Source organism: Pseudomonas sp. FBF18 (assembly GCF_024261405.1).
In the GTDB taxonomy this organism is placed as follows: domain Bacteria; phylum Pseudomonadota; class Gammaproteobacteria; order Pseudomonadales; family Pseudomonadaceae; genus Aquipseudomonas; species Aquipseudomonas palmensis.
Genome location: NZ_QKRS01000003.1, coordinates 244727 through 264660, shown reverse-complemented (window position 1 = coordinate 264660; position 19934 = coordinate 244727). Strand labels below are relative to the sequence as shown.

24 protein-coding genes are annotated in these 19934 nt (G+C 65.6%); 21 read left to right on the top strand and 3 right to left on the bottom strand.

Annotated elements, in window-relative coordinates:
- Positions 1-92 precede the first annotated feature (92 nt).
- The 12 genes from DN387_RS07185 to DN387_RS07130 all read left to right on the top strand — a co-directional run bounded on the left by DN387_RS07185 (position 93) and on the right by DN387_RS07130 (position 11888).
- Positions 93-662, top strand: coding sequence for a YqgE/AlgH family protein (locus tag DN387_RS07185; protein ID WP_043862144.1), 570 nt, complete (start codon positions 93-95; stop codon positions 660-662).
- Positions 662-1096 carry a Holliday junction resolvase RuvX gene (gene ruvX, locus DN387_RS07180; RefSeq protein ID WP_043862145.1) on the top strand — a complete coding sequence of 145 codons (435 nt, stop codon included), beginning with the start codon at positions 662-664 and terminating at the stop codon, positions 1094-1096. Before DN387_RS07185 ends, ruvX begins: the two co-directional genes overlap by 1 nt.
- 59 nt (positions 1097-1155) lie before the next feature.
- Positions 1156-1674, top strand: coding sequence for a bifunctional pyr operon transcriptional regulator/uracil phosphoribosyltransferase PyrR (pyrR, locus tag DN387_RS07175; protein ID WP_054915766.1), 519 nt, complete (start codon positions 1156-1158; stop codon positions 1672-1674).
- Positions 1675-1686: 12 nt separating this feature from the next.
- Positions 1687-2691, top strand: coding sequence for an aspartate carbamoyltransferase catalytic subunit (locus DN387_RS07170; protein ID WP_043862147.1), 1005 nt, complete (start codon positions 1687-1689; stop codon positions 2689-2691).
- A complete protein-coding gene (locus tag DN387_RS07165) occupies positions 2688-3959 on the top strand; it encodes a dihydroorotase (RefSeq protein ID WP_043862148.1) in 1272 nt (423 codons plus the stop codon). Before DN387_RS07170 ends, DN387_RS07165 begins: the two co-directional genes overlap by 4 nt.
- 143 nt (positions 3960-4102) lie before the next feature.
- Positions 4103-4633, top strand: a complete 531-nt coding sequence (gene hslV / locus DN387_RS07160; RefSeq protein WP_028945572.1) for an ATP-dependent protease subunit HslV — start codon at positions 4103-4105, stop codon at positions 4631-4633.
- A gap of 77 nt (positions 4634-4710) precedes the next feature.
- Positions 4711-6048 (top strand): ATP-dependent protease ATPase subunit HslU, encoded by a 1338-nt coding sequence (hslU, locus tag DN387_RS07155; protein ID WP_054915767.1) that lies wholly within the window; start codon positions 4711-4713, stop codon positions 6046-6048.
- Between the two features lie 94 nt (positions 6049-6142).
- Positions 6143-6520, top strand: a complete 378-nt coding sequence (locus tag DN387_RS07150; RefSeq protein WP_043862150.1) for a gamma-butyrobetaine hydroxylase-like domain-containing protein — start codon at positions 6143-6145, stop codon at positions 6518-6520.
- A 350-nt stretch (positions 6521-6870) separates the two neighbouring features.
- On the top strand, positions 6871-8550 hold the full coding sequence (gene phaC / locus DN387_RS07145; RefSeq protein ID WP_043862151.1) for a class II poly(R)-hydroxyalkanoic acid synthase: 1680 nt from the start codon (positions 6871-6873) through the stop codon (positions 8548-8550).
- A gap of 57 nt (positions 8551-8607) precedes the next feature.
- Positions 8608-9459 carry a poly(3-hydroxyalkanoate) depolymerase gene (gene phaZ, locus DN387_RS07140; RefSeq protein ID WP_043862152.1) on the top strand — a complete coding sequence of 284 codons (852 nt, stop codon included), beginning with the start codon at positions 8608-8610 and terminating at the stop codon, positions 9457-9459.
- A gap of 118 nt (positions 9460-9577) precedes the next feature.
- A complete protein-coding gene (phaC, locus tag DN387_RS07135) occupies positions 9578-11260 on the top strand; it encodes a class II poly(R)-hydroxyalkanoic acid synthase (RefSeq protein ID WP_043862153.1) in 1683 nt (560 codons plus the stop codon).
- Positions 11261-11273: 13 nt separating this feature from the next.
- On the top strand, positions 11274-11888 hold the full coding sequence (locus tag DN387_RS07130; protein ID WP_043862154.1) for a TetR/AcrR family transcriptional regulator: 615 nt from the start codon (positions 11274-11276) through the stop codon (positions 11886-11888).
- Between the two features lie 142 nt (positions 11889-12030).
- Here the strand turns inward: DN387_RS07130 and DN387_RS07125 are convergent, their stop codons facing one another.
- The 3 genes from DN387_RS07125 to DN387_RS07115 all read right to left on the bottom strand — a co-directional run bounded on the left by DN387_RS07125 (position 12031) and on the right by DN387_RS07115 (position 13724).
- Entirely contained in the window at positions 12031-12816 is a 786-nt protein-coding gene (locus DN387_RS07125; protein WP_054915768.1) for a phasin family protein, read from the bottom strand.
- A gap of 10 nt (positions 12817-12826) precedes the next feature.
- Positions 12827-13249, bottom strand: a complete 423-nt coding sequence (locus DN387_RS07120) for a phasin family protein (RefSeq protein ID WP_043862156.1) — start codon at positions 13247-13249, stop codon at positions 12827-12829.
- A 199-nt stretch (positions 13250-13448) separates the two neighbouring features.
- Complete coding sequence (locus DN387_RS07115) at positions 13449-13724, bottom strand: polyhydroxyalkanoic acid system family protein (RefSeq protein ID WP_043862157.1); 276 nt, start codon at positions 13722-13724, stop codon at positions 13449-13451.
- A 125-nt stretch (positions 13725-13849) separates the two neighbouring features.
- Here DN387_RS07115 and ubiE point away from each other — a divergent pair, with 125 nt between their 5' ends.
- The 9 genes from ubiE (at position 13850) to DN387_RS07070 (ending at position 19846) form a co-directional block, all read left to right on the top strand.
- Positions 13850-14620 (top strand): bifunctional demethylmenaquinone methyltransferase/2-methoxy-6-polyprenyl-1,4-benzoquinol methylase UbiE, encoded by a 771-nt coding sequence (gene ubiE / locus DN387_RS07110; protein WP_054915769.1) that lies wholly within the window; start codon positions 13850-13852, stop codon positions 14618-14620.
- A complete protein-coding gene (locus DN387_RS07105; RefSeq protein ID WP_043862159.1) occupies positions 14620-15243 on the top strand; it encodes an SCP2 domain-containing protein in 624 nt (207 codons plus the stop codon). The genes ubiE and DN387_RS07105 overlap by 1 nt, the downstream gene beginning before the upstream one ends.
- Positions 15240-16844, top strand: coding sequence for a ubiquinone biosynthesis regulatory protein kinase UbiB (gene ubiB, locus DN387_RS07100; RefSeq protein ID WP_043862160.1), 1605 nt, complete (start codon positions 15240-15242; stop codon positions 16842-16844). Before DN387_RS07105 ends, ubiB begins: the two co-directional genes overlap by 4 nt.
- Before the next feature lie 72 nt (positions 16845-16916).
- On the top strand, positions 16917-17309 hold the full coding sequence (gene hisI, locus DN387_RS07095) for a phosphoribosyl-AMP cyclohydrolase (RefSeq protein ID WP_043862161.1): 393 nt from the start codon (positions 16917-16919) through the stop codon (positions 17307-17309).
- Position 17310: 1 nt separating this feature from the next.
- Positions 17311-17646 (top strand): phosphoribosyl-ATP diphosphatase, encoded by a 336-nt coding sequence (locus DN387_RS07090; protein ID WP_043862162.1) that lies wholly within the window; start codon positions 17311-17313, stop codon positions 17644-17646.
- Between the two features lie 23 nt (positions 17647-17669).
- Positions 17670-17939 carry a twin-arginine translocase TatA/TatE family subunit gene (locus tag DN387_RS07085; RefSeq protein ID WP_043862163.1) on the top strand — a complete coding sequence of 90 codons (270 nt, stop codon included), beginning with the start codon at positions 17670-17672 and terminating at the stop codon, positions 17937-17939.
- A gap of 4 nt (positions 17940-17943) precedes the next feature.
- The gene (tatB, locus tag DN387_RS07080; protein ID WP_043862164.1) at positions 17944-18360 is read left to right on the top strand and encodes a Sec-independent protein translocase protein TatB; all 417 of its coding nucleotides are present in this window, start codon (positions 17944-17946) and stop codon (positions 18358-18360) included.
- Positions 18357-19142, top strand: a complete 786-nt coding sequence (gene tatC / locus DN387_RS07075; protein ID WP_043862165.1) for a twin-arginine translocase subunit TatC — start codon at positions 18357-18359, stop codon at positions 19140-19142. The genes tatB and tatC overlap by 4 nt, the downstream gene beginning before the upstream one ends.
- A complete protein-coding gene (locus DN387_RS07070) occupies positions 19139-19846 on the top strand; it encodes a 16S rRNA (uracil(1498)-N(3))-methyltransferase (RefSeq protein ID WP_043862166.1) in 708 nt (235 codons plus the stop codon). The genes tatC and DN387_RS07070 overlap by 4 nt, the downstream gene beginning before the upstream one ends.
- Positions 19847-19934: the final 88 nt, after the last annotated feature.

The window sequence follows — 19934 nt, the reverse complement described above, 5'->3', positions numbered from 1 at the left end:
GCCGATTAGCACCGCCAAGAAACAGGCATAATCGGCCCGCAGGCTCGACACGCACCTTGTCAGCGTGGCCGCTCGCCGCCACACTAACCCCCATGAAAAACCTCAGCCCGAGTTACCTCAAGCATCAGTTCCTGATTGCCATGCCGCACATGGCCGACCCGAACTTTGCCCACACCCTGACCTACATCGTCGAGCACAATGCCAACGGTGCCATGGGGCTGGTGGTCAATCGCCCGCAGGAGCTGAACCTGGCCGATATCCTCGAGCAGCTGCGCCCGGACACCGAGCCGCCGGCACGCTGCATCCACGTGCCTATCCATATCGGCGGCCCGGTACAGACCGACCGCGGTTTTGTGCTGCACACCAACGACAAGACCTTCCAGGCCACCGTCCAGCTCGACGGGCTGGCCCTGTCGACCTCGCAGGACGTGCTGTTCGCCATCGCCGACGGCGTGGGCCCGGCGCAGAGCCTGATCACCCTGGGCTACGCCGGCTGGGAAGCCGGGCAGCTGGAAGCGGAACTGGCCGACAACGCCTGGCTCAACTGCCCGTTCGACCCCGAGATCATCTTCGGCATGGCCTGCGAGCAACGCCTCGAAGCCGCCGCAGCCAGCCTGGGCATCAACCTCAGCCTGCTCACCAGCCAGGCGGGGCACGCCTGATGGCGGCGCTCAAACTGCTGCTGGGCTTCGACTACGGCACCAAGCAGATCGGCGTCGCCGTCGGCCAGGTGATCACCGGCCAGGCCCGCGAGCTGTGCACCCTGAAGGCGCAGAACGGCGCACCCGACTGGGCCCAGGTGGAAAAACTGTTCAAGGAATGGCAACCCGACGCGGTAGTCGTCGGCCTGCCGCTGAACATGGACGGCACGCCCAGCGAAATGAGCGCGCGCGCCGAGAAATTCGCCCGACGCCTGAACGGCCGCTTCAACGTGCCGGCCTACACCCACGACGAGCGCCTGACCACCTTCGAGGCCAAGGGCGAACGCATGGCCCGTGGCGGCCAACGCGGCAGCTACCGCGACAACCCGGTGGACGCGATTGCCGCCGCCCTGCTGCTGCAAGGCTGGCTCGACGCCCACGCCGAACAGGCCTGAACCCGACCATCGGTTACACGCCGGGCCAGCTCTCTGCCCCGGCCTCTTGAGGAGCAAGCATGAGCCTACCCAACCCCGCCGAACTGATCCGGCAGATGGCCGTTGACCTTCGCGCCCACCTGCAACGCCGCGCCATCGCCGAACCGCGCTTCATCGGCATCCGCACCGGCGGCGTATGGGTGGCCCAGGCGCTGCTGGCCGAGCTGGGCAGCGATTCGCCGCTGGGCACCCTCGACGTGTCGTTCTACCGCGACGACTTCAGCCAGAACGGCCTGCACCCGCAGGTGCGCCCGTCCGAGCTGCCGTTCGAGATCGAAGGCCAGCACCTGGTACTGGTGGACGACGTGCTGATGAGCGGGCGCACCATCCGCGCCGCCCTCAACGAACTGTTCGACTATGGCCGCCCGGCCAGCGTGACCCTGGTGTGTCTGCTGGACCTGGATGCCGGCGAACTGCCGATCCGGCCAAACGTGGTGGGCGCCACCCTGTCGCTGCAAGCCCATGAACGGGTAAAATTGTCCGGCCCCGCGCCGCTCGAACTCGAGCGCCAGGACCTCGCTTCCGCTTCCGCCCTTTAAGAGTCCCCCGCGATGACGCCAATCGACGCCAAGCGCCCGCTGCAGCTCAATGACCAGGGCCAGCTGCGCCACTTCCTCTCGCTCGACGGTTTGCCCCGCGAACTGCTGACCGAAATTCTCGACACGGCCGACTCGTTTCTCGAAGTCGGCGCGCGTGCGGTCAAGAAAGTCCCGCTGCTGCGCGGCAAGACCGTGTGCAACGTGTTCTTCGAGAACTCCACGCGTACCCGCACCACCTTCGAACTGGCCGCCCAGCGGCTGTCGGCCGACGTGATCACGCTGAACGTGTCGACCTCCTCCACCAGCAAGGGCGAGACCCTGTTCGACACCCTGCGCAACCTTGAAGCCATGGCCGCCGACATGTTCGTGGTGCGCCACGCCGACTCGGGCGCCGCGCACTTCATCGCCGAGCACGTGTGCCCGGAGGTGGCGATCATCAACGGTGGCGACGGGCGCCACGCGCACCCCACCCAGGGCATGCTCGACATGCTGACCATTCGTCGCCACAAGGGCGGCTTCGAGAACCTCTCGGTGGCCATCGTCGGCGACATCCTGCACTCGCGGGTGGCGCGCTCGAACATGCTCGCGCTGAAAACCCTGGGTTGCCCGGACATCCGCGTGATCGGCCCCAAGACCCTGCTGCCGATCGGCATCGAACAGTACGGCGTGAAGGTCTACACCGACCTGGAGCAAGGCCTGAAGGACGTCGACGTGGTGATCATGCTGCGCCTGCAGCGTGAGCGCATGACCGGCGGCCTGCTGCCCAGCGAGGGCGAGTTCTACCGTCTGTTCGGCCTGACCACCGCACGCCTGGCCGGGGCCAAGCCCGATGCCATCGTGATGCACCCCGGGCCGATCAACCGTGGCGTGGAAATCGAGTCGGCCGTGGCCGACGGCGCCCACTCGGTGATCCTCAACCAGGTCACCTACGGCATCGCCGTGCGCATGGCGGTGTTGTCCATGGCCATGAGCGGGCAGACCGCGCAACGTCAATTCGAGCAGGAGAACGCCCAGTGAGCCTGAGTATCCTCGGCGCCCGTGTCATCGACCCAACCAGCGGCCTGGACCAGGTCGGCGACCTGCACATCGACGCCGGCAAGATCGTCGCCATCGGCGCTGCCCCGGCCGGCTTCAAGCCCGCCCGTACCCTGGACGCCACCGGCCTGGTGGCCGCGCCCGGCCTGGTCGACCTGAGCGTTGCCCTGCGCGAGCCCGGCTACAGCCGCAAGGGCAGCATCGCCAGCGAAACCCGCGCCGCCGCCGCCGGTGGCGTGACCAGCCTGTGCTGCCCGCCGCAGACCCGGCCGGTGCTCGACACCTCGGCAGTCACCGAGCTGATCCTGGACCGCGCCCGTGAAGCCGGGCACAGCAAGGTGTACCCGATCGGCGCCTTGAGCAAGGGCCTGGAAGGCGAGCAACTGGCCGAGCTGATCGCCCTGCGCGATGCCGGCTGCGTGGCCTTCGGCAACGGCCTGAACAGCTTCACCAACACCCGCACCCTGGCCCGCGCGCTGGACTACGCGGCCACCTTCGACCTGACGGTGATCTTCCATTCCCAGGACCGCGACCTGGCCCAGGGCGGCCTCGCCCACGAGGGCGCGATGGCCAGTTTCCTCGGCCTGCCGGGCATTCCGGAAACCGCCGAGACCGTGGCCCTGGCCCGCGACCTGCTGCTGGTGGAACAGACCGGCGTGCGTGCGCACTTCAGCCAGCTGACCAGCGCCCGTGGCGCCAAGCTGATCGAACAGGCCCAGGCCCGCGGCCTGCCGGTGACGGCGGATGTGGCGCTGTACCAGTTGATCCTCACCGACGAGGCGCTGCGCGACTTCTCCAGCCTGTACCACGTGCAACCGCCGCTGCGCACCCGCGCCGACCGCGACGGCCTGCGTGATGCGGTCAAGCGGGGCGTGATCCAGGCGATTTCCAGCCATCACCAGCCGCATGAGCGCGACGCCAAGCTGGCGCCGTTCGGTGCCACCGAACCGGGCATCAGCAGCGTCGAGTTGCTGCTGCCGCTGGCGATGACACTGGTCGAGGACGGCCTGCTCGACCTGGCAACCTTGTTGCAGCGTTTGTCTGCAGGCCCTGCGGCGGCCCTGCGCCTGCCGGCCGGGCAGTTGCAGGTGGGTGCGGCGGCAGACCTGGTGCTGTTCGACCCGCAGGCCTCGACCGTGGCTGGCGAACAATGGCGCTCCAAGGGCGAAAACTGCCCGTTCATCGGGCACTGCCTGCCGGGTGCGGTGCGTTACACCCTGGTTGACGGGCACATCAGCCACGAAGCCTGAGTCAAACCCTTCGCCGGCAAGGCCGGCTCCTACCGGTAGGAGCCGGCTTGCGGGCGAAGGGGCCGCAAAGGTTGAAATCTTTCCCCCCACCCCCATATGAGTCTGCATCAGGCATTTTCGCCTCGCTGCGTGGAGACTCTCCCTTGACCACCATCGTTTCAGTTCGTCGCCACGGCAAAGTCGTCATGGGCGGCGACGGCCAGGTTTCCCTCGGCAATACCGTGATGAAAGGCAACGCCAAGAAGGTTCGTCGCCTGTACCACGGCCAGGTCATCGCCGGCTTCGCCGGTGCCACCGCCGACGCCTTCACCCTGTTCGAGCGCTTCGAAGGCCAGCTCGAAAAACACCAGGGCCACCTCATTCGCGCCGCCGTCGAGCTGGCCAAGGAATGGCGTACCGACCGCTCGCTGAGCCGTCTGGAAGCCATGCTGGCCGTGGCCAACAAGGACGCCTCCTTGATCATCACCGGCAACGGTGACGTCGTCGAACCCGAAGACGGCCTGATCGCCATGGGTTCCGGCGGCGCCTACGCCCAGGCCGCCGCACGCGCCCTGCTGCAGAAAACCGACCTGTCGGCTCGCGAAATCGCCGAGACCGCACTGAACATCGCCGGCGACATCTGCGTGTTCACCAACCACAACCTGACCATCGAGGAGCAGGACCTGGCCGAGTAATTCAGCTGTTCTGGCGCCCGACCCCGACGGTCGGGCTTTTCCACGCTGAACACTTGCCCACAGGACCATCGACCATTATGTCCATGACCCCCCGCGAAATCGTCCACGAACTCAACCGCCACATCATCGGCCAGGACGATGCCAAGCGCGCCGTCGCCATCGCCCTGCGCAACCGCTGGCGCCGCATGCAGCTGCCCGAAGAGCTGCGCGTGGAAGTCACCCCCAAGAACATCCTGATGATCGGCCCCACCGGCGTGGGCAAGACCGAAATCGCCCGTCGCCTGGCCAAGCTGGCCAACGCGCCGTTCATCAAGGTCGAAGCCACCAAGTTCACCGAAGTGGGCTATGTGGGCCGTGACGTCGAGTCGATCATCCGCGACCTGGCCGACGCCGCGATCAAGCTGCTGCGCGAGCAGGAGATCGTGCGCGTGCGCCACCGTGCCGAAGACGCCGCCGAAGAGCGCATCCTCGATGCGCTGCTGCCACCGGCCCGCACCGGCTTCAACGAAGACCCGGTCAACAGCAGCGATTCCAACACCCGCCAGCTGTTCCGCAAGCGCCTGCGTGAAGGCCAGCTGGACGACAAGGAAATCGAGATCGAGGTGGCCGAAGCGGTCGGCGTCGACATTTCCGCGCCGCCGGGCATGGAAGAGATGACCAACCAGCTGCAGAACCTGTTCGCCAACATGGGCAAGGGCAAGAAGAAGAGCCGCAAGCTCAAGGTCAAGGAAGCGCTCAAGCTGGTGCGCGACGAGGAAGCCGGGCGCCTGGTCAACGAGGAAGAACTCAAGGCCAAGGCCCTCGAGGCGGTCGAGCAGCACGGTATCGTGTTCATCGACGAGATCGACAAGGTAGCCAAGCGCGGCAACGTCGGTGGCGCCGATGTGTCCCGTGAAGGCGTGCAGCGCGACCTGCTGCCGCTGATCGAAGGTTGCACGGTCAATACCAAGCTGGGCATGGTCAAGACCGACCACATCCTGTTCATCGCCTCCGGTGCGTTCCACCTGAGCAAGCCGAGCGACCTGGTGCCCGAGCTGCAGGGTCGTCTGCCGATCCGTGTCGAACTCAAGGCCCTGAGCCCGGAAGACTTCGAGCGCATCCTCAGCGAACCGCATGCCTCGCTCACCGAGCAGTACCGCGAGCTGCTCAAGACCGAGGGGCTGAACATCGAGTTCGCTGCCGACGGCATCAAGCGCCTGGCCGAGATCGCCTGGCAGGTCAACGAGAAGACCGAGAACATCGGTGCCCGTCGCCTGCACACCCTGCTCGAGCGCCTGCTCGAAGAGGTGTCGTTCAGCGCCGGCGACCTGGCCAGCGCCCACAGCGAAGCGCCGATCCGCATCGACGCCGAGTACGTCAACAGCCACCTGGGCGAATTGGCACAGAACGAAGATCTGTCGCGCTACATTCTGTAGCTCAGCGGCAAGCGGCGAGCTGCAGGCCGGAGGTGCTGGACGCCTTCTCCTGCAGCTTGTAGCTTGCAGCTTGAAGCCCAAGAGCCTTATAGCCATGCCCCGTCTGCCTACCGCCATCAATCTGCACAAAGCCTCCAAGACCCTGAGCCTGACCTACGGGCCCGACGAGGTGTATCACCTGCCCGCCGAATTTCTGCGCGTGCACTCCCCTTCCGCCGAGGTCCAGGGCCACGGCAATCCGATCTTACAATTTGGCAAGCTCGGCGTCGGCCTGAGCCAGCTCGAGCCCGCCGGGCAGTACGCGCTCAAGCTCACCTTCGACGACGGCCACGACAGCGGCCTGTTCACCTGGGAATACCTCGAACAGCTGTGCCTGCGCCAGGACCAGCTGTGGGCCGAGTACCTCGACGAACTGGCCAAGGCCGGCAAATCCCGCGACCCTTCCGAGTCGATCGTCAAGCTGATGCTCTAGCCCGGCACTCCGGCGTTTTAGAGCGCATTTTCTAATTCTATTTGCTTGAATGCCCGTGCGCCGGCCAGCGATTGGCCGGCTTGCGCATTCCATGAAAGTCGGGTAACCAATGGATATGGCAAGTACCCTGCATGGGCGGGTTGATGCAGGGTCTGGCCGGTATGCCGAGGTCGCGAGCGAAAGCAGGTTGTCTTCACACGCATAAACCCGCAGGGCTCATCACCGTCGCGCATCCGGTCGCAGGACCGCAGTTCGTTATCACTGGTCACCCGAGCAGTAGTACCAGGCATTCGTCTGTGCAACGCCCACAGCCCAGCCGGTACTCGTCTCAGGACAACGGAGCGTCGTAGATGAGTAACAAGAACAACGATGACCTGCAGCGCCAAGCCTCTGAAAACACCCTGGGCCTGAGCCCCATCATTGGCCTGCGCCGAAAGGATTTGCTGTCTTCGGCCCGGATGGTGCTGCGTCAGGCCATCAAGCAACCGCTGCACAGTGCCAAGCACGTCGCGCATTTCGGCCTGCAGCTCAAGGACGTGATCTTCGGCAAGTCCGGCCTGCAGCCGGAGGGCGACGACCGCCGCTTCAGCGACCCGGCCTGGAGCCAGAACCCGCTGTACCGCCGCTACCTGCAGACCTACCTGGCCTGGCGCAAGGAACTGCACGACTGGATCGGCAACAGCAACCTGTCGGAGCAGGACATCAGCCGCGCGCACTTCGTCATCAACCTGATGACCGAGGCCATGGCCCCCACCAACAGCGCGGCCAACCCGGCAGCGGTCAAGCGGTTCTTCGAAACCGGTGGCAAGAGCCTGCTCGACGGCCTGTCGCACCTGGCCAAGGACATGGTGCACAACGGCGGCATGCCCAGCCAGGTCAACATGGACGCCTTCGAGGTGGGCAAGAACCTGGCCACCACCGAGGGCGCCGTGGTATTTCGCAACGACGTGCTGGAGCTGATCCAGTACCGCCCGATCACCGAGCAGGTGCACGAAAAGCCGCTGCTGGTGGTACCGCCGCAGATCAACAAGTTCTACGTCTTCGACCTCAGCCCGGAAAAGAGCCTGGCGCGCTTCTGCCTGCGCTCCACGGTGCAGACCTTCATCGTGAGCTGGCGCAACCCCAACAAGTCCCAGCGCGAGTGGGGCCTGTCGACCTACATCGATGCGCTCAAGGAGGCCGTCGACGTGGTGCTGGCAATCACCGGCAGCAAGGACCTGAACATGCTCGGTGCCTGCTCCGGCGGCATCACCTGCACCGCGCTGGTGGGCCACTACGCGGCACTGGGCGAGAAGAAGGTCAATGCCCTGACCCTGCTGGTGAGCGTGCTCGACACCACCCTCGATACCCAGGTGGCGCTGTTCGTCGACGAGCAGACCCTGGAATCGGCCAAGCGCCATTCCTACCAGGCCGGTGTGCTCGAAGGCCGCGACATGGCCAAGGTGTTCGCCTGGATGCGCCCCAACGACCTGATCTGGAACTACTGGGTCAACAACTACCTGCTCGGCAACGAGCCGCCGGTGTTCGACATCCTGTTCTGGAACAACGACACCACGCGCCTGCCCGCCGCCTTCCACGGCGACCTGATCGAAATGTTCAAGAACAACCCGCTGGTGCGCCCCGGTGCACTGGAAGTGTGCGGCACGCCGATCGACCTGAGCCAGGTCACCACCGACATCTTCAGCGTGGCCGGCACCAACGATCACATCACACCATGGAAGTCCTGCTACAAGTCGGCGCAGCTGTTCGGCGGCAAGGTCGAGTTCCTGCTGTCCAACAGCGGGCATATCCAGAGCATCCTCAACCCGCCGGGCAACCCCAAGTCGCGCTACATGACCAGCAGCGAGATGCCGGCCCAGGCCGACGACTGGCAGGAGAACTCCACCAAGCACACCGATTCCTGGTGGCTGTACTGGCAGGCGTGGCTGGCCGAGCGCTCCGGCGCACTCAAGCCGGCACCCGCCAAGCTGGGCAACAAGGCCTACCCGAGCGCCGAAGCGTCGCCCGGCACCTACGTCCACGAACGCTGAAAACACCCGGCGCCGCCGCAGGCAAGGCGGCGCTGCTACTCACGACAGGGCTCGCGCATGCCGCAACCGTACCTCTTCAGAACCGTCGAGCTCGATGGCCAGTCCATCCGCACGGCCGTTCGCCCCGGCAAGCCGCACCTCACGCCGCTGCTGATCTTCAACGGTATCGGCGCCAACCTGGAGCTGGTGTTCCCGTTCATCGATGCGCTGGACCCGGACCTTGAAGTGATCGCCTTCGACGTGCCCGGCGTGGGCGGTTCGTCGACACCACGCCGGCCCTACCGCTTCCCCGGGCTGGCCAAGCTGACGGCGCGCATGCTCGACTACCTCGACTACGGGCAGGTCAATGCCATCGGCGTGTCGTGGGGCGGAGCGCTCGCCCAGCAGTTCGCCCACGATTACCCCGAGCGCTGCAAGAAGCTGGTGCTGGCGGCCACCGCCGCCGGTGCGGTGATGGTGCCGGGCAAGCCGCGGGTGCTGTGGCTGATGGCCAGCCCCAGGCGCTACATACAGCCGTCCCACGTGATCCGCATCGCCCCGGAAATCTACGGCGGGGCCTTTCGCCGCGACCCGAACCTGGCCGCGTCGCATGCGGCCAAGGTGCGTTCCTCGGGCAAGCTGGGCTATTACTGGCAGCTGTTCGCCGGCATGGGCTGGACCAGCATTCACTGGCTGCACAAGATCCAGCAGCCGACCCTGGTGCTGGCCGGCGACGACGACCCGCTGATCCCGCTGATCAATATGCGCCTGCTGGCCTGGCGAATTCCCAATGCCCAGCTACACATAATCGACGACGGTCACTTGTTCCTGATCACCCGGGCCGAAGCCGTTGCCCCGATCATCATGAAATTCCTGCAGCAGGAGCGCCAACGCGCCGTCATGCATCCACGGCCCGCCCCGAGCGCTTGAGCACCTCTATCGCTTGCACCCCCGGCAGGAGCGCCGGGGCATGTCAGCGCCAGTTCGGGTTGGTGTCGCTCTTGCATTGAAACATTGGTTGATGGCCTGACGACGGAGTGTTGCCTGGATGAAAGACAAGCCCGCGAAGCCCGGGGTACCGACCCCCGCTGCCTATCTCAACGTGCGCAGCGCCATCAGTGGCCTGCGCGGTCGCGACCTGCTGTCGACGGTGCACCAGCTGGGGCGCCACGGCCTGCGTCACCCGCTGCACACGGCGCGCCACCTGCTGGCGCTGGGTGGCCAGCTGGGGCGCGTGATGCTGGGCGATACCCCCTACCAGCCCTCGCCACGCGACACCCGCTTCAACGACCCGGCCTGGCAGCTCAACCCGCTGTACCGACGCGGCCTGCAGGCCTACCTGGCCTGGCAGCAGCAGACCTGCCAGTGGATCGACGAGAGCCAGCTGGACGACGATGACCGCGCCCGCGCGCACTTCGTGTTCTCGCTGCTCAACGATGCAATGTCGCCCAGCAACACCCTGCTCAACCCGGCGGCGGTCAAGGAGCTGCTGAACTCCGGCGGGCTGAGCCTGGTGCGCGGCTTGAACCACCTGCTCGACGACCTGCGCCACAACGACGGCCTGCCACGCCAGGTCAACCCGGACGCCTTCGAGGTGGGCAGGAACCTGGCCAGCACCGCCGGCGCGGTGGTGTTTCGCAACGAGCTGCTGGAGCTGATCCAGTACCGCCCGATGAGCGAAAAACAGTACGCCCGGCCCCTGCTGGTGGTGCCGCCGCAGATCAACAAGTTCTACATCTTCGACCTCAGCCCGACCAACAGCTTTGTGCAGTACGCCCTCAAGAACGGCCTGCAGACCTTCATGATCAGCTGGCGCAACCCCGACGCCCGGCATCGCGAATGGGGCCTGTCGAGCTACGTGGCGGCGGTCGAGGAAGCCATGAACGTGTGCCGCTCGATCACCGGCAGCCGCGACGTCAACCTGCTCGGCGCCTGTGCCGGCGGGTTGACCATCGCGGCCCTGCAGGGCCACCTGCAGGCCAAGCGCCAGATGCGCCGGGTGCACAGCGCCACTTACCTGGTCAGCCTGCTCGACAGCCAGTTCGACAGCCCCGCCAGCCTGTTCGCCGACGAGCAGACCCTGGAGGCGGCCAAGCGCCGCTCCTACCAGCAGGGCGTGCTGGAGGGCCGCGAGATGGCACGGGTGTTCGCCTGGATGCGCCCCAACGACCTGATCTGGAACTACTTCGTCAACAACTACCTGCTGGGCAAGGCGCCCCCGGCATTCGACATCCTGTACTGGAACAACGACAACAGCCGCCTGCCGGCCGCGCTGCACGGCGATCTGCTGGACTTCTTCAAATTCAACCCGCTGACGCACGCCGACGGCCTCGAGGTGTGCGGCACGCCGATCGACCTGCACAAGGTCACGGTGGACAGCTTCCACGTGGCCGGCAGCAACGACCACATCACCCCGTGGGACGCGGTGTACCGCTCGGCCCTGCTGCTGGGCGGCGAACGGCGCTTCGTGCTGGCCAACAGCGGGCATGTGCAGAGCATCCTCAACCCGCCGGGCCACCCCAAGGCGCATTTTGTCGAGAACCCCAGGCTGAGCAGCGACCCGCGGGCCTGGTACCACGATGCGCAGAAGGTCGAGGGCAGCTGGTGGCCGCAGTGGCTCGACTGGATACAGGCGCGCTCCGGTGCGCAGCGCGAAACCCACCTGTCGCTGGGAAGCGCCAATTACCCTCCCATGGACCCCGCACCCGGCACCTACGTGCTGGTGCGCTGAGCAAGAAGAACGGATGAAGACCCGCGACCGTATCCTGGAGTGCGCCCTGCACCTGTTCAATCGTCAGGGCGAGCCGAATGTCTCGACGCTGGAAATCGCCAACGAGATGGGCATCAGCCCGGGCAACCTGTACTACCACTTCCACGGCAAGGAGCCACTGGTGCTGGGCCTGTTCGAGCGTTTCGAGGAGGAGCTGACGCCCCTGCTCGACCCGCCCCTGGAGGTGCGCCTGGATGCCGAGGACTACTGGCTGTTCCTGCACCTGATCGTGGAGCGCATGGCGCAGTACCGCTTTCTGTTCCAGGACCTGTCCAACCTTACCGGGCGCCTGCCCAAGCTGGCGCGGGGCATGCGCACCCTGCTCAATGCGCTCAAGCGCACGCTGGCGGCATTGCTGGCGAGCCTCAAGGCGCATGGGCAGGTGACCAGCGATACCCGCGCACTGGGGCAACTGGTGGAGCAGATCAGCATGACCTTGCTGTTCTCGCTGGACTACCAGCGGATTCTGGCGCGCGAGGGCGAGGTCGGGATCGTGGTGTACCAGGTGATGATGCTGGTGGCGCCGCACCTGGAGGTGGAGTCACGCCTGGCGGCGGAGCAGTTGGCCTTGAGGTACCTGGAAGGCTGAAGAGCTTCGCCGGCAAGGCCGGCTCCTAAAGACGGCGCGCTACCAGTAGGAGCTGGCCTTGCCGGCGATGAGGCCAGCACAGGCACCCCACATAAAAACGCCCGGCACACAGGCCGGGCGTTTTCTGTACAGCTACCTCGAGTCAGGCCTGGCTGGCCGGGCTCGAAGGTGCTGGTGCTGCCGACGCGGCTGGCGCCGCAGTGGCCGCCGGGCTTGGCGCCGGTGCCGCACTGGCACTTGGCGCTGCCGGTTTGGCCGCTGCGGGCTTGGCTGCAGCAGGCTTGGCCGGAGCTTTCTTCACCGCTGGCTTTTTCGCTGCTGCCGGCTTGGCGGCAGGTTTTGCGGCAGGTTTGGCCGCCGCTTTCGCTGCAGGCTTGGCGGCTGCGGTTTTCGCCGCGGCCGGCTTGGCTGCTGGCTTGGCCGCTGCCGGTTTGGCCGCCGCAGTTTTGGCCGCAGGCTTGGCCGCCGCTTTCGGTGCTGCCTTGGCCAGTGGCTTGGCCGGCGCCTTGGCCGAGACCGACTTGACCGAGGCACCGGTCAGTTTCTCGATCTGCTTGGTCAGGGTGTCGACCTGCTGGTGCAGTGCCTTGACCTCATTGCGGCTGGGCACGCCCAGGCGCGAGATGGCACTGTTCAGGCGCTTGTCGAAAGCCTCTTCGAGTTCGCTCCACTTGCCCAGTGCGCGGTCTTTCACGTCGCCTACGCGCGAGGTCGCAGACTTGGCACTGGCCTTGGCCGAGTTGACGCTGCCCTTGGCCTGCTTTTCAGCTTTCTCACCGTCCTTGACCAGGGTTTCGAAAAGCTTGCTGCCGTCCTGATCGATCTTGGAGTAGATACCCAAACCAGCCAGCCAGATCTTGCGGGAATACTTTTCGATCCCCCCGACCCAGGAGCTGCTCTCTTTCTCAGTTGTCTTTTTGCCAGCCATCCCGCTCTCCTTATTGTTTGCGTGCGACACGATCGAGCAACAGCGTCAGCTCTTCGAGCTTGGCAGAAAGTGCCTCCACGTCATGTTTAGACGGAATGCCGATGCGATTCAAGGCGCTGGCGACCCGTGTGTCGAAAGCCTTTTCGATTTTATCCAGCTGAACTTCGACCTTGCCCTTCACGCTGCCCAGTTCCTGCCTGGCGGACTGGATCTCGCTGTTGGCGGCATCGAGTTCGTGGTCGAGGCGTTTCTTGCCTTTTTTCTCCACGGTTTCGCCGGCCTTGACCAGCTCCTTCAGGTACTCGGCACCCTCCTGCCCGACCCGGGTGTAGGCCCCCAGGCCTGCCAGCCAGATCTTGCGCGCGTAGCCGCGCACCTCGCCCAGGGCCTTGCCCGGGGCGTCGTCGATTTTCTTCAGGGTCACTTTGGCCATGCTCTGCACCTCACGCTTGAACGGAAATGGAGTTACGCCCGTGAAAGTTGGGCTTGGGCACAAAGGTAGGGGGAAAAATTAGAATCCTCACCCTAAGGGCAGGATTTGCTGTGCAGCGAAGGCCCCTGTCGCGGATCAAGCCCGCGCCCACAGGGCCTGCAGTGAACCTGCGGAAGCCGCTTGACCCGCTACAGCGGTTTCAGGCCAGGGCCTTGTCCAGGGCCCGCTCGATCTCGGCCTTGATCGTGCCGCCCATCATCGACAGCATCATCCCCAGCTTCAACTCCACCCGGATGCTGTCGTCGCCGATATCGATGCTGCCATTGGCACCGCTGCGCCTGACCTCTACCCGGTCACCGTTCCACTGCGCCTTGAGGTCGTACTCGCGGGTCAGCTTGTCCACCAGGGCTTCGGCCTTTTCCCGGGCCGCTGCGCGCCCCAGGCTGTGTTTGCGTTCGACGCTGATCTGGGTCATTCAATCAATCCTGGCTAGAAGGGCATACTCCCATTATGCCCCTGCCTCCGCCTGCGACACACCCCGCCAAGACAAATGCAGCCGCACGCCCTAGAATGGCCAGTAATTTTTTCCGGTGAAGCGATATGAACGACCAGCGCAAAGGCGAACACGCCGAACCCACCACCCACTTCGGCTACAAGGATGTCCCCGAAAGCCAGAAGGCCGAGAAAGTCGCCGAAGTCTTTCACTCGGTGGCCGCCAAGTACGACCTGATGAACGATGTGCTCTCCGGCGGCATGCACCGCCTGTGGAAGCGCTTCACCATCGAGCTGTCGGGCGTGCGCCCTGGCAACCGCGTGCTCGACATCGCCGGCGGCACCGGCGACCTGGCGCGCAAGTTCTCGCAGCTGGTCGGCCCCACCGGCCAGGTGGTACTGGCCGACATCAACGCCTCGATGCTCAAGGTCGGTCGTGACCGCCTGCTCGACAAGGGCGCGGCCGGGAACATCGAGTTCGTCCAGGCCGACGCCGAGAAGCTGCCCTTCCCCGACAACCATTTCGATTGCGTGACCATCGCCTTCGGCCTGCGCAACGTGACCCACAAGGACGACGCGATCCGCTCGATGCTGCGCGTGCTCAAGCCGGGCGGCCGCCTGCTGGTGCTGGAGTTCTCCAAGCCGACCAACAAGCTGATGTCCAAGGTCTACGATGCCTACTCGTTCGCCTTCATGCCGCTGGCCGGCAAGCTGATCACCAACGACGCGGACAGCTACCGCTACCTCGCCGAATCGATCCGCATGCACCCCGACCAGGAAACCCTCAAGGCCATGATGGTCGACGCCGGTTTCGACCGTGTCACCTACCACAACATGACCAGCGGTATCGTGGCCCTGCACCGCGGTATCAAGCCCTGATGTTGCTGGCCGGGCTGCTCGCCAGCGTCGAACACGGTCTCAACCGTGTGTTGCGCATGGACAGCACTGCGCTGCCGCGCCTGGCTGCGCTCGAGGGCAAGATCATTGCCATCGACTGCCGCCAGCCGGCGCTGCAGCTGTACATCCTGCCCGGCGATGAAGGCCTGATGCTCGCCAGCCACTGGGAAACCGAGGCCGACTGCACCCTGCGTGCGCCGGCCAGCAGCCTGCTGCAACTGGCCCTGAGCCAGGACAAGCCGGCGGTGCTGCACAGCCCGCAGGTGGAACTCGAAGGCGACAGCGCGGTGCTGCTCGACCTGGTCGGCGTGCTGCAGGACCTGGAGCTGGACTGGGAGTACGAACTCTCGCGCTGGCTCGGCCCGGTCGCCACCCAGCTGATCGGCGGCCACCTGCGCAGCCGCGCGCGCTGGACCCGCCAGGGCCTGGCCAGCCTCAACCAGAACCTTGGCGAATACCTAGCCGAAGAGGCCCGCACCCTGGTCGGCCAGCGCGAGGCCGAAGCGCGCTTCGCCGAGCTCGATGCCCTGAAAATCGATGTAGAACGCCTCGAGGCACGCATTGCGCGCCTTGCCCGATCCCTTGAATCCAGCGATAACGCATGAAGCTGCTTGCCGTCCGCCGTCTGTTGCGCATCCAGCGCGTCGTGATCCGCTACCGTCTCGATGACCTGCTGTTCGACCTGCCCCTGCCCTGGTGGCTGATGACCCTGCGCTTCGCCATGCCCTGGCGCTGGCTACCGCGCAAGCCGTCGCCCCTGAGCCGTGGCGCGCGCCTGCGCCTGGCGCTGCAGGACCTGGGCCCGATCTTCATCAAGTTCGGCCAGTTGCTCTCCACCCGCCGTGACCTGCTGCCCGCCGACATCGCCGACGAGCTGATGCTGTTGCAGGACCGCGTGCCGCCCTTCGACCCGCAAAAGGCCGTGGCGCTGATCGAATCGCAGCTCGGCGCCAAGGTGGGCGAGATCTTCAGCCGCTTCGACGTCGAACCGCTGGCCTCGGCCTCGGTGGCCCAGGTGCACGCGGCGCGCCTCAAGAGCGGCGAGGAGGTGGTGGTCAAGGTGGTGCGCCCAGGCCTCAAGCCGATCATCGCGCAGGACCTGGCCTGGCTGTTCCTGATCGCCCGCGGCGCCGAGCGGGTGTCGGCCGATGCCCGCCTGCTGCACCCGGTCGAGGTGGTCAACGATTACGAGAAGACCATCTACGACGAGCTCGACCTGCTGCGCGAGGCGGCCAACGCCAGCCAGCTGCGACGCAACTTCGAAGGCTCGGAGATGATGTACGTGCCCCAGGTGTACTGGGACCTGTGCCGGCCCAAGGTGCTGGTGATGGAGCGCATCTATGGCGTGCAGGTCACTGACCTTGCCACCCTGGCCGACCAGCGCACCGACATGAAGCTGCTGGCCGAGCGCGGCGTCGAGATCTTCTTCACCCAGGTGTTTCGCGACAGCTTCTTCCACGCCGACATGCACCCGGGCAACATCTTCGTCAGCACCGTCAAGCCGTGGAGCCCGCAGTACATCGCGATCGACTGCGGCATCGTGGGCAGCCTCACCCCCGAGGACCAGGACTACCTGGCACGCAACCTGTTCGCCTTCTTCAAGCGTGACTACCGTCGCGTGGCCCAGTTGCACATCGACTCGGGCTGGGTACCGGCGCAGACCAAGCTCAACGAATTCGAGGCGGCGATCCGCACCGTGTGCGAGCCGATCTTCGAAAAACCGTTAAAGGATATTTCCTTCGGCCAGGTGCTGATGCGCCTGTTCCAGACCGCGCGGCGCTTCAACATGGAAGTGCAGCCGCAACTGGTGCTGCTGCAGAAGACCCTGCTCAACATCGAGGGCCTGGGCCGTCAGCTGTACCCTGACCTGGACCTGTGGAGCACCGCCCAGCCGTTTCTGGAGCGCTGGATGCGCGAGCGGGTCAGCCCGAAAAACGTGCTGCAGAACCTGCACAGCCAGGTCGAGCAACTGCCGCACCTGGCCGGCATGACCCGCGACCTGCTCGAACGCATGTCGCAACCGCACCTGAACGACCCGCCGCCACCCTGGCAGCAGCGCGATCGCTGGGCCCTGCGCCTGCTCGGTGCCGGCCTGCTGGCGGGCGGCGCAACCCTCGCCGCAGGTGCCGTGAGCCTCAGCGCCCCGGCAGCCTGGCCGGCCTGGCTGATGCTGGCCGGGGGCCTTTACCTGATCGTGCGCCGATAGCCAGCCTGCTGCGTGGCTGGCACACTAGCAGGTGGCATCGGTGCGGGACCGTGGCCTATTTTGGAGTCGAACATGAAAGACTGGCTGGACGAGATCAACTGGAACAGCGATGGCCTGGTACCGGCGATCGCCCAGGACCACAAGACCGGGCGCGTGCTGATGATGGCCTGGATGAACCGCGAGGCCCTGAGCCTGACTGCCGCCGAGCAGCGCGCCATCTACTGGTCGCGTTCGCGTGGCAAACTGTGGCGCAAGGGCGAAGAGTCCGGCCACGTGCAGAAGCTGCATGAAATGCGCCTGGACTGCGACGCCGACGTGATCATCCTGATGGTCGAGCAACTGGGCCACATCGCCTGCCATACCGGCCGTGAAAGCTGCTTCTACCGCGTGTACGAGAACGGCGCGTGGAAGACCGTCGACCCGGTACTCAAAGACCCGCATGCCATCTACAGCGCAGGACACTGACATGAGCGACACCCTGATCCGCCTGGCCGAAGTGCTCGAATCGCGCAAGGGCGCGGCCCCCGACACCTCGTACGTGGCCAGCCTGTACCACAAGGGCCTGAACAAGATCCTGGAAAAGGTCGGCGAGGAATCGGTCGAGACCATCATCGCCGCCAAGGACGCCGCCGTCAGTGGCGAATGCAGCGATGTCATCTACGAGACCGCCGACCTGTGGTTCCATAGCATGGTCATGCTCGCCGCCCTGGGCCAGCACCCGCAGGCCGTGCTGGACGAACTGGACCGCCGCTTCGGCCTGTCCGGGCACGACGAGAAGGCCGCCCGCCAGCCGTCGGCCTAACGAATTCAATCGAGGATTGCACCATGGGTATTTTTGACTGGAAACACTGGATCGTCCTGCTGGTGGTGGTTGTACTGGTGTTCGGTACCAAGAAACTGAAAAACCTGGGCAGCGACCTGGGCGAATCGATCAAGGGCTTCAAGAAGGCCATGAACGAAGAGGAAGACAAGCCGGAGCAGCCCACCGTACAGCCTGCCCAGCCGACCCCGCCGCCCGCCGCTGCACCGCTGAACCAGCCGCAGACCTTCGATGGCCAGGCGCACAAGGTCGAAGAGCCGACCAGGAAAGAGTGAACACATGTTCGGGATCAGCTTCAGTGAGTTGTTGCTTGTCGGCCTGGTGGCCCTGCTGGTGCTCGGCCCCGAGCGCCTGCCGGGCGCTGCACGTACCGCCGGGCTGTGGATCGGCCGACTGAAACGCAGCTTCAACGCGATCAAGAACGAGGTGGAGCGCGAGATCGGTGCCGACGATATCCGGCGCCAGCTACACAACGAGCACATCCTCTCCATGGAGCAGGAAGCCCGGCGCATCCTCAACCCGCAATCGGTACAGCCCGATCCGGCGCACACCCCCGGCGCGGAGCCAGCCGCCACCGCCACCGAGGCTGCGCCGGCGCCTGCACCAGAACCTGTGACTGCACCGACACCTGCACCTGCACCTGCCGTCGAAGCAGCACCGCCCACCGAACCGACACAGCCGCCGCGAGCCCCATGAGCGAAATCCCGGAAAACGACCAGCCGATGCCGCTGGTCTCGCACCTTACCGAGCTGCGCACGCGCCTGTTGCGCTGCGTCGCGGTCATCTTCGTGATCTTCGCCGGCCTGTTCGCCTTCGCCCAGCAGATCTACACCCTGGTCTCGGCACCGTTGCGCGCCCACCTGCCGGCCAACGCCACGATGATCGCCACCGACGTGGCCTCGCCGTTCCTCACGCCATTCAAGCTGACCATGATCGTCTCGCTGTTCCTGGCGATCCCGGTGATCCTGCACCAGATCTGGGGGTTCATCGCCCCCGGCCTGTACCGCCATGAAAAACGCATCGCAGTGCCGTTGCTGGTGTCGAGCATCTTCCTGTTCTATGCCGGCATGGCCTTCGCGTACTTCCTGGTGTTCCCGCTGATCTTCGGTTTCTTCGCCAGCGCCACGCCCGAAGGCGTGTCGATGATGACCGACATCGCCAGCTACCTCGACTTCGTCATGACCCTGTTCTTCGCCTTTGGCGTGGCCTTCGAGATCCCGGTGGCGGTGATCCTGCTGGTGTGGATCGGCGTGGTCGACGTGAAGTACCTGAAGAAGATCCGCCCCTACGTCATCATCGGCTGCTTCGTGGTCGGCATGGTGCTGACCCCGCCGGACATCTTCTCGCAGACCCTGCTGGCCGTGCCGATGTGGTTGCTGTTCGAAGTCGGCGTGCTGTTCGGCGGGCTCATCCGCAAGCGCAGTGCCCCGGTGCAGGCCGACGAGCCTGACGACCAGCCGCCAGCCACCCAGCCGTGAACCTGCTGCTGCTCGAGGAGGCCGACTTCGTCGCGGCCGACCGTGTGGTGCTGGGCGACCGGCGCTTTACCCACATGCAGGAGATCCACCGCGTGGCGGTGGGCGACACCCTGCGCGTGGGACGCCTGGGGGGGCTGATGGGGCAGGCCGTGGTGCTGCGCCTGGAGGGCCATGAAGCCGAACTGTCGGTCGAGTTCACCCAGCCGCCGCCGGCCAAGCTGCCGCTGACCCTGGTGCTGGCCCTGCCGCGCCCGAAGATGCTGCGCCGGGTGTTCCAGACCGTGGCCACCATGGGCGTGGGCAAGCTCATCCTGGTCAATAGTTACCGGGTCGAGAAGAGCTTCTGGCAAACCCCCTTCCTGGAGCCTGCGGCGATACGCGAGCAACTGGTGCTGGGCCTGGAGCAGGCGCGCGACACCGTGCTGCCCGAGGTGGTGATCGAGAAGCGCTTCAAGCCCTTCGTCGAAGATCGCCTGCCAGCGATTGCCGAGGGTACCCTGGGCCTGGTCGGCCACCCTGGCAACCACCCGCCCTGCCCGCGCGCATTGACCGAGCCGGTGACCCTGGCGATCGGCCCGGAAGGTGGCTGGATCCCGTATGAGGTCGAGCTGCTGGGCAAGGCCGGGCTGAACCCGGTACAGCTGGGCGAGCGCATCCTGCGCGTGGAGACGGCGGTCACCGCCCTGCTGGCGCGGTTGTTCTAGCACCGCGTCCGCTGCTGTGCGTAGGAGCCGGCCTTGCCGGCGACGCCTTTCATACACACCTTCAGTTTTGTGACCCCAGGCCGATGCA

Excerpts from the sequence above, each read along its gene's own strand:
- DN387_RS07105 (WP_043862159.1), top strand. The coding sequence starts at position 14,620 with ATGTTGCTGGCCGGGCTGCTCGCCAGCGTCGAACACGGTCTCAACCGT.
- DN387_RS07150 (WP_043862150.1), top strand. The coding sequence starts at position 6,143 with ATGCCCCGTCTGCCTACCGCCATCAATCTGCACAAAGCCTCCAAGACC.
- ruvX (WP_043862145.1), top strand. The coding sequence starts at position 662 with ATGGCGGCGCTCAAACTGCTGCTGGGCTTCGACTACGGCACCAAGCAG.
- DN387_RS07120 (WP_043862156.1), bottom strand. The coding sequence starts at position 13,249 with ATGGCCAAAGTGACCCTGAAGAAAATCGACGACGCCCCGGGCAAGGCC.
- ubiE (WP_054915769.1), top strand. The coding sequence starts at position 13,850 with ATGAACGACCAGCGCAAAGGCGAACACGCCGAACCCACCACCCACTTC.
- ubiB (WP_043862160.1), top strand. The coding sequence starts at position 15,240 with ATGAAGCTGCTTGCCGTCCGCCGTCTGTTGCGCATCCAGCGCGTCGTG.
- DN387_RS07085 (WP_043862163.1), top strand. The coding sequence starts at position 17,670 with ATGGGTATTTTTGACTGGAAACACTGGATCGTCCTGCTGGTGGTGGTT.
- phaC (WP_043862153.1), top strand. The coding sequence starts at position 9,578 with ATGAAAGACAAGCCCGCGAAGCCCGGGGTACCGACCCCCGCTGCCTAT.
- phaZ (WP_043862152.1), top strand. The coding sequence starts at position 8,608 with ATGCCGCAACCGTACCTCTTCAGAACCGTCGAGCTCGATGGCCAGTCC.
- DN387_RS07090 (WP_043862162.1), top strand. The coding sequence starts at position 17,311 with ATGAGCGACACCCTGATCCGCCTGGCCGAAGTGCTCGAATCGCGCAAG.
- tatC (WP_043862165.1), top strand. The coding sequence starts at position 18,357 with ATGAGCGAAATCCCGGAAAACGACCAGCCGATGCCGCTGGTCTCGCAC.
- DN387_RS07130 (WP_043862154.1), top strand. The coding sequence starts at position 11,274 with ATGAAGACCCGCGACCGTATCCTGGAGTGCGCCCTGCACCTGTTCAAT.
- hslU (WP_054915767.1), top strand. The coding sequence starts at position 4,711 with ATGTCCATGACCCCCCGCGAAATCGTCCACGAACTCAACCGCCACATC.
- pyrR (WP_054915766.1), top strand. The coding sequence starts at position 1,156 with ATGAGCCTACCCAACCCCGCCGAACTGATCCGGCAGATGGCCGTTGAC.
- DN387_RS07115 (WP_043862157.1), bottom strand. The coding sequence starts at position 13,724 with ATGACCCAGATCAGCGTCGAACGCAAACACAGCCTGGGGCGCGCAGCG.
- tatB (WP_043862164.1), top strand. The coding sequence starts at position 17,944 with ATGTTCGGGATCAGCTTCAGTGAGTTGTTGCTTGTCGGCCTGGTGGCC.
- DN387_RS07170 (WP_043862147.1), top strand. The coding sequence starts at position 1,687 with ATGACGCCAATCGACGCCAAGCGCCCGCTGCAGCTCAATGACCAGGGC.
- DN387_RS07185 (WP_043862144.1), top strand. The coding sequence starts at position 93 with ATGAAAAACCTCAGCCCGAGTTACCTCAAGCATCAGTTCCTGATTGCC.
- DN387_RS07125 (WP_054915768.1), bottom strand. The coding sequence starts at position 12,816 with ATGGCTGGCAAAAAGACAACTGAGAAAGAGAGCAGCTCCTGGGTCGGG.
- hisI (WP_043862161.1), top strand. The coding sequence starts at position 16,917 with ATGAAAGACTGGCTGGACGAGATCAACTGGAACAGCGATGGCCTGGTA.
- phaC (WP_043862151.1), top strand. The coding sequence starts at position 6,871 with ATGAGTAACAAGAACAACGATGACCTGCAGCGCCAAGCCTCTGAAAAC.